The organism is Brevibacterium sp. Lmc1, assembly GCF_057654315.1.
The window spans coordinates 279,020-293,108 of sequence record NZ_CM172803.1 but is presented as its reverse complement, the minus strand read 5'-3'; the positions used below and the strand labels follow the sequence as shown (position 1 = coordinate 293,108).

Below are 14,089 nucleotides of genomic sequence, written 5' to 3'. Positions count from 1 at the left end.
CCGTCGGGTAGCGCGGAGGGAGTTGCCGACAACTGAAAGCGAGGTGCCGCACGCCCGATACACTGCTGAACAGCACAGGCCGTGGCCCACGAAAGAAAACGAGCGAGCGATGCAGTTCACCTTGGCACAGATCACCGGCTTCATCGCGGTGGCCGAAAACCTTCACTTCGGACGCGCCGCTGAAGAGCTGAATATGACCCAGCCACCGTTGAGCCGGCAGATCCAGAAGCTGGAGAAATCGATCGGTGTCCACCTCTTCGAACGCAACAATCGCACCGTCACACTTACGCCGGCAGGTGAGGCCTTCCTCGCTGAGGCATACGGTCTGCTCGCCTCCGTCGAGCGTGCCCCGCGGCGAGCACAGAAGATCGCCGAGGGCTCCTGGGGTCAGATCACCATCGGGTGCACTGCGGTCTCGACGTTCGGCGTCCTCGGCAGTCTGGTCTCGACCCTGGCAGAACAGCTGCCGGGCATAAGCGTCGAGATCGCCGAGATGGTTACGGGAGAACAGATCAAGGCCTTGTCTGAGGGCAAGATCGACATCGGCCTGGGGCGAGTGGGCCGCATTCCCGAAACCATCGACGCGACCCTGGTCCTGTCTGAGCAGCTCGTACTGGCAGTCCCTTCGGACCATGCGTTCGCCGCACGTGACTCTGTGGGCACAAAGGAGATCTCCGGTCAGCGACTGCTCATGCACGATGCCACGAGGGCTCGATACTTCTACGATCTCACCGTTCGCTACATCGATGTCGAAGCCAATGAGGTGGCTCATTCGCTGAGCCAGATCCTGACCATCGTCAATCTCGTCGCTGCTGGTCGCGGCATCGCCGTCGTCTCGGAATCAGCTGCTCGCCTCGGCGTCGACGGTGTCACATATGTGCCGCTCCACGACGCTCCACGCGATGTCGTCGAACTTCATGCGATCTGGAATCCGGAGTCCCGCAACCCGGCACTCAAGGAAGTCCTCGCATTGATTCGCAGAGAATTAAGATAATACCTTCTGGGCATCAATGCATATATAAATAATCTTGGACAGGAATTATTCCTCGTTCTTACAGTGGGATCACTATCCCGACTAAAAAGGACGTCATTCCGTGGCCAATTACCAACCTCAAGAACTCGCCGACCACCTCAAGGACGGACTCCTCTCCTTCCCCGCGACAGCATTCAACGCAGACCTGTCCCTCGACGCCGACGCCTATTCCGACCACATCACCTGGCAGTCGAGCTTCGACGTCGCAGGACTCTTCGCCGCTGGCGGAACCGGCGAGGGATTCAGCCTCACTCCCCCGGAAGCGAAACAGGTCGTGGGCTTGGCAGTTTCAAACTCACGTACTGAAGTGCCGGTCCTTGCTTCGGCAGGGGGTGCCACTGCACACGCCGTGCAGAATGCGATCGACGCCGAGGAAGCCGGAGCAGAGGGCCTTCTGGCCCTTCCTCCCTACCTCACTGAATGCAGCCAAGACGGCCTCTTCGAGCACGTATCCGCCATCTGCAAAGCAACCAAGATCGGCGTCATCGTCTACAACCGGGCAAATGCGATCTACTCGCCCGAGACCGTTGAGCGCCTCGCCGACACCCATGAGAATTTCATCGGCTTCAAGGACGCCCTCGGCGACATCGAGCAGCTGACGAAGGTCTACGCCCGCACCGGCGACCGCCTCTTCTACCTCGGCGGACTTCCGACCGCCGAAGTCTATGCACTGCCATTGCTGCAGCTCGGAATGAGCACCTACTCATCCGCCATGTTCAACTTCGCACCCGAATTCGCCCTCGACTTCTACGATGCGGTGCGCAAACAGGACCGCGCCGCCGTGACAGAGAAGCTCAACTCCTTCGTCCTGCCCTACTCGAAGATCCGCGAACGAGTGGCCGGCTACGGCGTCTCCATCGTCAAGGGCGGCCTCAAAGTCATCGGCCGCGACTGCGGGCCGGTCCGGCCACCCTTGCAGAACCTCACCGAGGCAGACCTGCAGGATCTCGAACAAGTTATGTCCGCTGCCGGCATCCGACTCGACCGCACCGCGTCCGCGGTCGCCTGAACGTTCAGTCCGCCACGAATCCGCGGCTGAGACAGCCACACCCACAGATCGGCGCCGATCGGCTTGAGCCGGTCGGCGCCGACATCGCTATCAGGAATAGAGGTCACTTATGACGACGCAGTTCACTACCGCGACGACCGACTCGGACGTCGACACATCACTTTCCGGCACATCAATTGTGGCCGGCACGAAGACGCCAGGACAGGGGGAGACCAGCCGTGCAATCAATCCGGCGACAGGTGAGACCTTAGATCCCGAATACACGCTGCTCACCGAGGAGCAGGTATCCGCAGCCATCGCCGAGGCCCACGATGCGTTCCCTTCGTACCGCGGCACTTCGCCGGAGATCCGCGCAACCTTTCTCGAGAGAATCGCAGCCAATATCGAGTCTGACGCGCGGCGCATCGTCGACCGGGCCGTTCTGGAGACCGGACTTCCTGCGGGGCGCCTGAATGGCGAGATCACCAGAACCTCCAACCAGCTGCGCCTGTTCGCATCGGTCGTTCGGCTCGGTGACGCCCACGGCGTGCGCATTGATCCCGCGCTCCCGGACCGCGCACCGCTGCCGCGCCCCGATATTCGTCAGCGCAAGGTTCCTCTGGGCCCCGTCGCTGTCTTCGGCGCGAGCAACTTTCCCCTTGCTTTCTCAACCGCAGGCGGTGACACCGCTTCCGCACTTGCTGCCGGATGCCCGGTCATCGTCAAGGCCCATAATGCCCACCCCGGGACCAACGAACTGGTCGGTGCCGCCATCACTCGTGCCGTTCGCGACAGCGGGCTTCACCCGGGCGTCTTTTCACTCGTCTATGGGGCTGGCTCCGAGGTCGGGCAGCAGCTAGCCACGGACCGGCGAATCACGGCCGTAGGATTCACCGGTTCCAGGGCTGCCGGACTGGCATTGTCGGCCGCCACCGCGGCTCGACCCACACCGATCCCTGTCTATGCCGAGATGAGTTCAATCAATCCCGTGTTCGTCCTGCCAGGCGCCATTGCCGATGACGTCGCCGAGGTGGCCCAAGGCTTTTTCGGAGCAGTGACCGGTTCCTCCGGTCAGTTGTGCACCTCCCCTGGAATTCTCTTCGTTCCCAACGGCGACCGTGGAGATGCTCTGACGGCTCGCATTGCTGAGGAATTCAACGCGGCGAAGGGTCAAACGATGCTCACTCCCTCCATAGCCGCAGCCTGGCAGAGTGGAATCGACCAGCTTTCAGCACAGCCGGGCGTCTCATCTCTGGCTCAGGGGGCGGATGGGGAGACGCTCAACGCGCCCGGGCCCCGCGTGTTCACGACCTCGATCCAGGACTTCGCGTCGAACAAGGAACTGCAGAATGAGATCTTCGGTTCCGCTGCCCTCGTCGTGCGCTATCACTCGACTGATGAGCTGGAGCATGTCGTAGCAGAGCTCGAAGGACAGCTGACTGCGACACTGCAGATGGGTGAACACGACACCGAGGTGGCCGACGCGCTTGTGCGCGCGCTGGAACTCACCGTCGGACGGATCATCGTCAACGGTTGGCCGACAGGAGTCGATGTCGGCCATGCGATGATCCATGGTGGACCGTTTCCAGCGACGTCAGCTCCGCAGACCACTTCGGTGGGTGCAACTGCGATCGACAGGTTCCTCCGCCCGGTCGCCTACCAGAACGTCCCGCTGGCCATTCTTCATCCGGTCCTCCAGGACGCCAATCCTTGGGCGGTGGCCCGGGTGCTCGATGGTCGATACTCTGCAGCACAGCGTGGCGATGCCTCGGCCGCTACCGACGCAGCTGTCTCGGCGAAATCCTTCGCAGACGGCGTGCGCCACCGTCTCAATGAACTCGGATTCGACCTTCCCGAAGCCAATCCCGCCAGCTACAGCTACGAGACGGTGACCGTCGCCGGCCAGTTGGCCTTCGTGTCCGGGCAGATTGCCAAACAAGGCGGAGAAGTACCGGTCCAGGGAGTCGTCGGTGAGGATCTGAGCATAGAGGACGGAATTGCGGCAGCTCAGCTGTGCGCGGTGAATCTCATTGCCCAGCTGGAGACGAACCTCAGCCTCGACAATGTCGAGGGCATCGCCAAACTCAACGTCTATGTGGCCAGTCCGACAGACTTCAGTAAGCACCCCGTCGTCGCTGAAGGGGCCTCCAAACTCCTTGTCGATGCTCTGGGAGACGCAGGCCGTCATGCACGCACTGCTCTGGGAGTCCCGCGTCTCCCTGCGAACTCACCGGTTGAGATCGAAGCCGTGGTCAAGCTCAAGAGTCCAGGTGAACTCCGCCCCAGCTGATCAGCTGCCAAGCTGACAGCACAAACGCAGAGCGGTCCGGTCGATTCAACGACCGGACCGCTTTCAATTCCCTGCTGACCATAAGGTAACTGCATCTCACTCTTCTGCTGGTTTCAATCTACGCAACGGGGCGGACACTCCCTTGTGGGAATGTCCGCCCCGTTCAACCTGTAAGGAGTTGAGCGTCCTGCGTGTGACACATCGAAGTGGAGAGGTCCCGCCTCAGCGCTTGGAGAGAATATAGGTACGGTCCGACCCGATGAACCAGAGGTCCTCAGTGCCGATCGCCACATTGCCGTACCGCCACGGGATCTCCGCGGCGCCGAAGGAACCGACCTCCAAGACGTGCTTGTAGCCGGGACGCAGCTCGTTGGCGAATGACTCCTGCTTGCCCATGAGGTGCCCGACATTGCGCTTCCGGTATTCCGTGTTGAAATCCACGTCTGCACCGAGCATGCCGATCTCGATCATCCTGTCGAGGTGGGGCGCCAAGTAGTCCAATGTCCCCTGATGGACATCCTCGCACACGACTCCGGGACGCAACTGGCCGATGATTCCCTCACGGACCACGTCGAAGAAGAACTCATAGGCCTCTTTGGCACTATCGGTACGCGGAAGCGACCGTGCCATATCGGAGGTCGCCACAGTGATCCCGTCAAAGGTGATCCGCACACCGGCGTCGAGTTGGATGCACTTCGTGTCATCGTTGATCGGGAAATCGACGGGAGGTCCGGGAAACAGCATTCTGTTCGAGGAGTGCAAGTTGGTGAAGTACGGTTCGATCGCAAAAGGAATCACGTTGTCCGTGCGAAATTCGACGATCTTGTCCACATAGCGCGCGTAGATGTCGAGCTCGGTGAACTCAAGCCCCGCCGCCAACGACTCCTCCGCCCATTTCAGAGCCTCTTCGATGGCGAAGACGCTGCACCTGGCAGCAACGATCTGGAACCCGAGGTCTTCGTGGTCACGAATATCGCGCCAGTGACCAAGAGCGGTCGACAACTCATTGAGGACGGCGCCTTCGGCTTCGAGTTCGAGTGCCAGACCGGTTGCGATCCACTCCTCCTCAACGCCGATCTGATTGCCATGAGCCAGTGCCACAGCTGCCGCACCAAGTCCGGCGAAGCGGCCGATAGGAGTGCCGGTCACACCGTGCGCGGTCTCCGGGGCGAGAACGTAGAGTTTCTCGTCCTGCGTTGACCAAACCGCCAGTTGATCTTCGCTCTGCTGAGTTCCGACGACCTCGCTGAAGTTCGGCGGAGCGGCGATGATGACGGCGTCGAGACCGCGGTCCTTCGCCATCGACTGCAGCGCCGAATAGCGTGTGTCGGTCTGCGACTGGATCTCCTTGTCCAGTCCGTCAAGATGTTCGACGTCGTCGATGAGCCGCGTCGCAGTCTCCGCTCCGAGCTCACGCCAGCGAGAGAAGCGCTCAAGAACCGCTGCGGTGTCGATCTCATAGGCGACCACCGGAGTCGTCGGCTGCTTGTCGGCGACGACATCGAGGCTCTTCGACAACGTCGAGTAGTGCTTCATGACAACACCGGAGTCGAGACCGACCTGATCCCCTTCTGCGAGCTCCTCAACCAATGTCGAGAGTGATGCTGAGGCTGGTGTATCGGCAACAATTCGGGGATCGATCGTCACCCACGGCGCATAGAATCTCATCCGCTCCTTCGGTACCCCGGCGGACAGGGCGTTTCCCTGCTCCTGCTGGCGAACAAGCAGCACTTCACCGTCGGTCGTGTCGGCGATGATCGGTGCAACCAGAGGGCTCGAATCAAGGCGAATCGCAGAGAACAGAAGGCTCTTCTGGGCATCTAGTCCGAACGAATCTGCCAGACGCGTCTTGTCGGTTGTCAGTTTGATCATTGCGTTTCCAACTCCATATCTTCCTTGAGACGTGTTCGCCTCGTGCGGTGTGCCTTGGGCCGAAGGATCCCTGCCGGCCATCCCTGGCATGTGTTCGTCGGGCCGGACGGGCGGACCGCTCAGCTGATTCCGGCGGTGACGCCGATGTGGGATTCGATCTCCGCCACGTAGCTGGCGAAGTTCTCTGAGAATTTGTGCTCTTTCGCGCGGGGACGTTCGATGTCCACCTTGACGTCAGCGACGATCCGTCCCGGACGATCACCGACAACGACGACTCGATCTGCCAGCCATACAGCTTCAGAGATGCTGTGGGTGACGAAGAGGACACTGCAGCCCGTGCGGCGCCAGATCCTCTGGATTTCGAAGTTCATCGAATCACGCGTCATCGCGTCGAGTGCGCCGAATGGCTCATCCATGAGGAGAATTTCCGGACGTGAAACCAACGCGCGGCAGATGGCGACGCGCTGCTGCATCCCACCGCTGAGCTCGTAGGAGTACCGGGTCGCTTTCTCTCCAAGTCCGACCATGTGCAGCAGCTCCATGGCGTGGTCCTTGGATTCCGATGTGACGGCGTCACGAAATTCCAAGGGCAGGAGGACATTGTCGAGATTATTCCGCCAGGGCAGGAGGACCGGGCTCTGGAACACCATTCCGATGTCCTTGAGAGCGGCGCTGATCTCACGTCCGCGGATGAGGATTTCGCCTTCAGAGGCTTCCTGCAGACCCGAGATCGTGTTGAGCAGAGTGGTCTTTCCGCTGCCGGACTGGCCGACGATCGAGACGAACTCCCCCGGGTTGACATGGAAGTCGAGTCCCTTGAGGACGACGTTCTCCTGCCCGTCTCGCGAGGTGTAGGTCTTGCCGACGTTGTTGACTGAGATCGCATAGTCAGTGGTCATGGTCGTACTCCATTCACTTTGTGGGTGCCGCAACGTCTTCGTCATGGCGAATCGGGTCGATGTAGTCGTTCGTATAGATGTCATCGACGGTGAGGTCGGTCGAATTCTCGAGACCGAGGAAGTCAGTGGCCACGTTCAGCATCTGCCCAACTCCATCGTCGGTCATCACACCGAACTGGTCGTCTGACTTTCCGGTGGCCCAGTTCAACTCGCATTGCGACTTGAGCGCATAGGTCACGGTCTCCGGTTCGTACCCTTGAACTTCCTTCGTGAAGTCCTCTGCAGTCTGATCCGGGTGGTCGCAGGCCCAGAGAAAGCCCTTCTGCATCGCGCGGTTGAAGCGCTCAACACGCTCGGGATCATTCTTCAGGGCCTCATCCGAGACCACGATGCCATTGCCGTAGAGGTCGATGCCGACGTCAGACCATTTGAGGATGTTCGCCTTCTCACCGAGCGCCATCAGCGCCGGCTCGTCGGAGACGTAGAGCGCGAGGTTCGCATCCCAGCGGTCGGCCAGCAGACCTGGAATCTTCGATTCGCCGGTGGCGTGGACGACGTTGACGTCATCCTGTTTGAGGCCACTGCGTTCGAGCGCGAGCGGCCACATAGCCGTCATGGCACCGGCACCCTCAGTCGCCACCGTCTTGCCCTTCATGTCCTCCCAGGTTTTGATACCCGAACTCTCGAGTGCGATAGTCGCATACGCTGATCGGGCCTGAAGCAGATTCACCTGCTTAACGTGAGCTCCTTTGCCCTGGCTGAGGATGGTCGCGCCGAAATCGGCCCATCCGGCGTCGACTCTCCCGGTTTCGACGGAAGTCACGGTGTTCGTTGAGCCGGAACCCGGCATCAGCGAGACGTCGAATCCTTCCTCTTCAAAGAACCCCTCGGCCTCAGCTGCGAAGAACGGTGCGTGCTTCGGCAGATAGGCGACGTCGACCATGAGGTTGAAGTCATCGAGTCCGTCCTTTGGCGTGCATCCTGTCAGAGTGACGACAGACAGCAGGAGCGGCGCAACTAGCAGTTTCTTCAAGATGTGCATGGTTCCGCCTCTCACTTCGTGTAGTTCTTCCACGGCAGCAGCTTCTTCGAGATGAGGTCGATGATGAAGAAGAGAAGCAATGCGATCGCCGCAAGCACGATGAATGCTGCGAACATCGAGGGGAGGTCGACCTGAGAGTTCGCGAGAAGAATGACGTATCCGAGGCCCTTGGACCCGGCGATGAACTCACCGACCACGGCACCGCCGACAGCCAGCGAGATCGAGATCTTAGCTCCCGTGAAGATCGAAGGAAGCGCATAGATGAAATCGATCTTCATCATCTTCTTCAGCTTCGAGGCACGGTTGATGCGTGCAAGGTCCTGCAGCTCGTGCGGCACAGAGTTGAGCCCGTCGAATGTGTTGATGACGAGCGGGAAGAATGCGATGGCCATTGCCACGAAAGCCTTCGACTCGAAGCCGAAGCCGAACCAGACGATGAACAGCGGCGCCAGAGCGACCTTCGGAATCGTGTCGATGGCGATGAGCGCCGGATAGAGGAAGGGACGAAGGAAGGAAGCGTAATAGAGGAGTGCTCCACACAGAACGCCCAATGCTGTGCCGAGCGCAAAGCCTGCGAGACCTTCCTGCAGGGTAGTGAGAGCGTTGACCGCGAAGTATCCCGGGTTCGTGAACAATTCTTCGAACGCCGAAATCGGACCGACAAGCAGATACTTCGGGAAGTCGAAGATGAAGACTGCTAGCTCCCAGATCGCGAACAATCCGACGAGCCCGACAACAGCTTTGATTCCCGCTGTGAATGACTCAGGTTTGAGCCTAGATGCAGTCGGCGGAGCTGCCGGCGCAGGGCTGGGCTCCACAGGTCGAACTGCATCGGTATCGATGCGTGGTGCTGTTGTCATTGGCGATCCCTCCATTGGGTTCTGGTCCATGAGCAGGTGTGGCATTGCATTTGTGACGTGGAACAACTGTGATGCGTTCCAGTATTCGCGACTCAACGATGCCTGTCCAAGATTGTTTTCGCATGTTTCGATACCCTGAAGGAATTGCATCAATGAGTTTGTGCAGGCAGGAAAAACTCGAGAGTTGAACTGAGAAACGCCAGGATACTCGGACTTCCCAAGAACATCCTGGCGCACCATGGCAACGTCGCGCGCAACGCGGATCCCCGAACTACCTGACGGCGGCCCAGATACCTCGCGCGAGGTTGCTGAGCCGCCGTCAGGTAGTAATTGGAGAAACTAGGAGCGGGCGTTTGCCAGGTCCTCTCGGAAGGCTCGGCCCGCGGCACCCAAGTCGCCGCATGAGGTGATGAAGCGGAAGCCCTGTTCCCGACGCAACCGAGCCTCCTCGCCGTCGCCGCAGTGGATTCCCGGAACCACCCCGGCGGCATCAGCGGCCGTGCGGATCCGCACGAGCGCCTCGGCGTGGGCCTCGTTGTGCTGCCCCGGCAGCGCGCCGACAGCGAACGCGAGATCGGACGGACCGACGTACACCCCGTCGATTCCCGGCACGACGCAGATGTCCTCGACCGCGGCCAGACCCTCCTCGTTTTCGATCATGACGAACAGCAGAGGCCGCTCATCCCGCGTATCCTGCACGGCGCCGTGCATGATCTCGGCTGTCGGCCCCCACGAACGATCCCCGCCCCGCGAGGGATAGTCGAGCGCGGCCACCGCAGCCTGTGCCTCGTCGACCGAGGACACGAGCGGAACGATGATCGCCTCGACTCCGGCGTCGGCGAGCGCCCCGATCTCCGTGAATCGGTTCGCCGCGACCCGCGCCGTTACGAGTGCGTCGCCGCTGGCGCGCACAGCGTCGGACAGTCGCAGCACGTCGGTGGGCCGCACCAGCCCGTGCTGCAGGTCGAGGCAGACATAGTCGAATCCGGCCGCCGACCCGGCCTTCGCCAGCTCCGGACTCGTCGACATCATCCACAGTCCGTTGTAGATCTCCCCCGCGCGCAGGCGGGCCCGATGGTTCTCAATCGCAGCAGTCATGACTGCATCGAATCACGGAATCCCACCGCCCACCAGGGGTGCCCGATATCCGGATGAACCTCGCCGAGGCGGCCCACCCTTGCGTATAGATCATCGATCACTTCGCCGAGGCGGCCCTGAACGTCCGTACCAAAGATCGACCCGTACGAAACGTCGCCCCACCTCGGCGAGGGATTTCACTCGGTTGGGCTGTCCTCGAGGAGGGGCCCGATGACTCGGTGGCGGGAGATGACGAAGGGATCGCTGTGTCCGACCTCTATGAGTTCGAGGTCGAGGCGGCGCGGCAGCAGCGAGCGCCCCTTGCCGAGGACCACCGGCGCGGTCCAGGTGATGATCTCGTCGAGGAGTCCCTCGTCGGCGAACTGTCCGGCGAGGTCGCCGCCGCCCATCACCCACAGGTCATGGTCGCCCGTGGCGGTGCACATTTCGAAGTAGTGGTCGGAGACCGAGCCCTTCGCGAACCGGATGTCGGGTGTCTTCCCATCCTTCCCGGCTTCGGGCAGGCCGAGCTTCCGGTGGGTCATCACCCACGCGGGAACCTCATAGGGCCACGGCCCGTCGAGATTGCGCAGCACCCATTCGTACGTCGTCGAGCCCATGACGATCGCTCCGACTCCGTCGATGAACCCGTCGTCCGGCGGTTCTTCGGTCTGGCGCAGCAGCCATTCGAGCGAGTCATTCGGGTCGGCGATGAACCCGTCGAGCGTGGTCGCGGTGTAGTAGACGGTACGTGCCACAGGCAGTCTCCTCCTTAATGCGTCTCCCTTTCATCCTATTGGTCCGATGCTCTCTCACAGCAGTTCGGCGTCGATTCCATCCGTTGACAGAACCGACGCCGATCGATGCGACGACATCCTGCCGCCCCTATATCTCCTGAGTCCGCAGCGCCTCGGCGATGTACTCGGCCTGCCGGATCGCGAGCGCCACGATCGTCAGTGTCGGGTTCGCGGCGGCGCCGGTGGTGAAGACCGATCCGTCGGAGATGAAGAGGTTCTTCACGTCGTGGGTCCGGCCCCATTTGTCGACGACTCCGTCTTCGGGGCGTTCGCTCATCCGCGCGGTGCCGAGGTTATGCGTCGACGGATAGGGCGGAGTGCGGTGGGAGGTCTGCGCTCCGACCGCCTCGTAGACCCTCTGACCTGCGGCGTAGGCGTGTTCGCGCATCGCCAGGTCATTGGCATGGTCGTCGTAGTGGACGTTCGGCACGGGCAGACCGTTCGTGTCCTTGACCGTCGTATTCAGCGTCACCCGGTTGCTCTCCTGCGGCATGTCCTCACCGACGATCCACATTCCCGCCGTGTTGAGATACCGGTCGAGCAGCGCCGCGAAGTCCGGTCCCCAGCCGCCGGGCTCGACGAAGGAGGCCATGAATGCCGGGCCCAACGAGATCGTCTCCATGTAGTAGCCGCCGGAGAATCCGCGGTCGGGGTCGTGGATCGACTCGTCGGCGATGACTCCGGCCATCGTCTCCCCGCGATACATCCGCACCGGCTTGTCGAAGTGGCCCCACACGGTACCGGTCAGGTGGCGCATATAGTTCCGGCCCACATGGCCGGACGAGTTCGCCAACCCATCGGGGAAGGACGGTGTGCCGGAGAGGAGGAGCAGCCTCGGCGTCTCGATCGAATTGCCGGCCACGCACACGACCTTCGCGGCCTGACGGTGGAGGTTGCCGTCCTTGTCGAGGTAGAGCACGGCGTCGGCCCGACCGCCCGCATCGTGGGTGATCTGCACTGCCTGGGACTCGGGCCGCAGATCGAGCAGCCCGGTGTCCGCCGCCCGCGGCAGCTCTCTGACCAGGGTCGACCATTTGGATTTGTTCTTATCGCCTTGGAAGTTGAAGCCGTCCTGGATGGAGGCGGGGCGGCCGTCGTATTCTTCGGCGTTCGTGGCGTACGGCCCGGTCGCATAGAACTTGTAGCCGACCTCCTTCGCCCCTCCGGCGAAGACCTTGTAGTTGTTGTTCGCCGGCAGCGGCTTCCGGCCGTGGACGTGGGTCGAACCCATCGCCTTCTCGGCCCGGTCGTAGTACGGGGCCATCTCCTCAAGCGTGATCGGCCAGTCGAGGAGGTTGGCGCCGTCGATGCGGCCGTAGACGCTGCGGGCCTTGAACTCATGAGCCTTGAATCGCGGGGTCGCTCCCGACCAGTGGGTCGTCGTGCCGCCCACAGCTTTGACGATCCAGGCCGGCAGGTTCGGGAAATCGCGGGCGATCCGCCACGATCCGGTCGTCGTCCTGGGATCGAGCCAGGCCATCTGGTTGAAGGCTTCCCATTCGTTGTTGACGTAGTCCTCGTTGCGCAGATACGGCCCGGCTTCGAGCACGACGACGGGAATGCCCTTCGCGGTGAGCTCGTAGGCCAGGGTTCCCCCGCCGGCGCCGGAGCCGACGATGACGACGGCCTCTTCGTCCGGGTCGATGCTGAATCCGGTCACGCTGCGTCCAGCCTCGGCGCTGGCACCGCGTCCTATATTCTCAGCGGTCATCACTTCTTCACCTCACCCATCTCGACGCTCTGCGGCGCCGGCTGATTGGTCGAATCGTCACCGGCAGCGCTGCCGCTGCGGACACCCGCAACCCCGTCGCCGAGCTCCGGCAGCGGCTCGTCCTCGGGGTAGACGATCCGCGGTTCGGGCAGCCAGTCGAGATCGTCGAAGCCGCGGTTGATGTAGCCGCCCTTGTCGAACGAGGGTCCTTCGTAGCCGAGCGTCTCCCACACCTCGACATCGTCATAGAGGTTGAGCACGGCGGTGCGGCGGACGAAACCGAAGAACTCGGTGGACTCGACCCGGCGCAGCACCTTGAGCGCGGAGTCATCATCGAGTCCGCAGAAATCACCGTCGGAGAGCTGATCCAACGACAGCAGCCCTTGGATGAGGGCCACCCGGAACCACGTCTCCTCATCGGCGGCGATGAGGATCTTCTCCGCGGTGCGCAAATACGGTCCGTCGGGGAAATCTGCGTGCGGGAATGCCACGCGCAGCACTCGGATGAGGGTCTGCTTCGCCTCGTCCGTCATCTCCATCGCATTCAGCGATGGGTATTTTGCAGGGAATGCCATCGGATGCTCCTTTGCTCCACTCGGCAGGCGGCATCGACGCACGCCCACCACTGTCCTGACATGAGCAACCTATGTGACCCGCGACACCATGGACTATCCTCATTCTCATCACATGAAAAAGTCGATCGCCGAGGCGATCGCACAGTCAGGAGACCGTGTGTCCAACAGTGCCGTGATCCAACGAACCTTCTCCGTCCTGGAGGCCGTCGCCGCTTCGGGCTGTGCCGCCGCGAAGACCGTGGCCACCCGCCTCGAGATCCCGCTGCCCACCGTCTACCGGCTCCTCAACGAGCTCGCCGATTCCGGGTATCTCGTCTACCTCAAGGACACCAAGCGCTTCGAGCTCGGTCCCAAATGCTTCGAACTCGGACTGTCGTTCCAGCAGCGCCTCGTCGCTCCGCATCCGATCCGGCAGATCACCGATCAGCTCCACCGGTCGCTGGGCACTGCCGCCTATTTCGCGATCTACCGCGGCTCGGACATCATCCTCACTTACTGCTCCGACTGCGAGAAGCATCCGCGGCTGCGGCCTCTGCGCTTCGGTTTCCACGAGGCGGCGCACGCCACCGCTTTCGGCAAGATCCTCCTGGCCGGAATGCCCGAACCGCAGCGCACCGACTACCTCGAGGCGCGCGGGATGCAGGTGCTCACCCCGCAGACGATGATCAGTCGGGAGGCCCTCGACCCCCACCTCGCCGAGGTGGCCACCCGCGGAATCGCCTGGGAGCACGAGGAGTTCCTGCCCCGTCAGACCTGCGCGGCCGTGCCGGTGCGCAACGGCACGGGAATGCAGGTCGGGGCGATGGCGATCAGCACCCCCTCGTCGAAGATGGCGGGTCGCGCGAAGCTGGTCGAGTCGACCCTGCGCGAGCATGCGGGACTGGCGTCGAGCTACCTGCGCGGCGGGTCGGTCACCGTCCCCGTCGCCGAACACGCCTGAGCCCC

General features: G+C 62.0%; 12 protein-coding genes. 4 read left to right on the top strand and 8 right to left on the bottom strand.

The window, feature by feature from the left end:
• Positions 1–109: 109 nt before the first annotated feature.
• From AC239G_RS01315 to AC239G_RS01305, 3 genes are all read left to right on the top strand, one after another.
• Positions 110–994 carry a LysR family transcriptional regulator gene (locus AC239G_RS01315; RefSeq protein WP_487489612.1) on the top strand — a complete coding sequence of 295 codons (885 nt, stop codon included), beginning with the start codon at positions 110–112 and terminating at the stop codon, positions 992–994.
• A 100-nt stretch (positions 995–1,094) separates the two neighbouring features.
• Complete coding sequence (gene kdgD / locus AC239G_RS01310) at positions 1,095–2,042, top strand: 5-dehydro-4-deoxyglucarate dehydratase (protein WP_139467845.1); 948 nt, start codon at positions 1,095–1,097, stop codon at positions 2,040–2,042.
• Positions 2,043–2,151: 109 nt separating this feature from the next.
• Complete coding sequence (locus AC239G_RS01305; protein ID WP_446656382.1) at positions 2,152–4,311, top strand: aldehyde dehydrogenase family protein; 2,160 nt, start codon at positions 2,152–2,154, stop codon at positions 4,309–4,311.
• 222 nt (positions 4,312–4,533) lie between these two features.
• Here the strand turns inward: AC239G_RS01305 and AC239G_RS01300 are convergent, their stop codons facing one another.
• The 8 genes from AC239G_RS01300 to AC239G_RS01265 all read right to left on the bottom strand — a co-directional run bounded on the left by AC239G_RS01300 (position 4,534) and on the right by AC239G_RS01265 (position 13,144).
• Positions 4,534–6,183 (bottom strand): M24 family metallopeptidase, encoded by a 1,650-nt coding sequence (locus tag AC239G_RS01300; protein WP_139467843.1) that lies wholly within the window; start codon positions 6,181–6,183, stop codon positions 4,534–4,536.
• Between the two features lie 119 nt (positions 6,184–6,302).
• Complete coding sequence (locus AC239G_RS01295) at positions 6,303–7,082, bottom strand: ABC transporter ATP-binding protein (protein WP_139467842.1); 780 nt, start codon at positions 7,080–7,082, stop codon at positions 6,303–6,305.
• Positions 7,083–7,095: 13 nt separating this feature from the next.
• Positions 7,096–8,124, bottom strand: a complete 1,029-nt coding sequence (locus AC239G_RS01290; protein WP_139467841.1) for an ABC transporter substrate-binding protein — start codon at positions 8,122–8,124, stop codon at positions 7,096–7,098.
• A gap of 11 nt (positions 8,125–8,135) precedes the next feature.
• Positions 8,136–8,984 (bottom strand): ABC transporter permease, encoded by an 849-nt coding sequence (locus tag AC239G_RS01285; RefSeq protein ID WP_139467840.1) that lies wholly within the window; start codon positions 8,982–8,984, stop codon positions 8,136–8,138.
• A gap of 339 nt (positions 8,985–9,323) precedes the next feature.
• Positions 9,324–10,082, bottom strand: a complete 759-nt coding sequence (locus AC239G_RS01280; RefSeq protein WP_420096793.1) for an HpcH/HpaI aldolase family protein — start codon at positions 10,080–10,082, stop codon at positions 9,324–9,326.
• Between the two features lie 176 nt (positions 10,083–10,258).
• A complete protein-coding gene (locus AC239G_RS01275; protein WP_487489611.1) occupies positions 10,259–10,819 on the bottom strand; it encodes a dihydrofolate reductase family protein in 561 nt (186 codons plus the stop codon).
• A gap of 127 nt (positions 10,820–10,946) precedes the next feature.
• On the bottom strand, positions 10,947–12,569 hold the full coding sequence (locus AC239G_RS01270) for a GMC family oxidoreductase (protein WP_446656384.1): 1,623 nt from the start codon (positions 12,567–12,569) through the stop codon (positions 10,947–10,949).
• Positions 12,569–13,144 carry a hypothetical protein gene (locus tag AC239G_RS01265; protein WP_376905038.1) on the bottom strand — a complete coding sequence of 192 codons (576 nt, stop codon included), beginning with the start codon at positions 13,142–13,144 and terminating at the stop codon, positions 12,569–12,571. The genes AC239G_RS01270 and AC239G_RS01265 overlap by 1 nt, the downstream gene beginning before the upstream one ends.
• A gap of 112 nt (positions 13,145–13,256) precedes the next feature.
• Between AC239G_RS01265 and AC239G_RS01260 the strand changes: the two genes are divergently transcribed.
• Entirely contained in the window at positions 13,257–14,084 is an 828-nt protein-coding gene (locus AC239G_RS01260; protein WP_172172749.1) for an IclR family transcriptional regulator, read from the top strand.
• Positions 14,085–14,089: the final 5 nt, after the last annotated feature.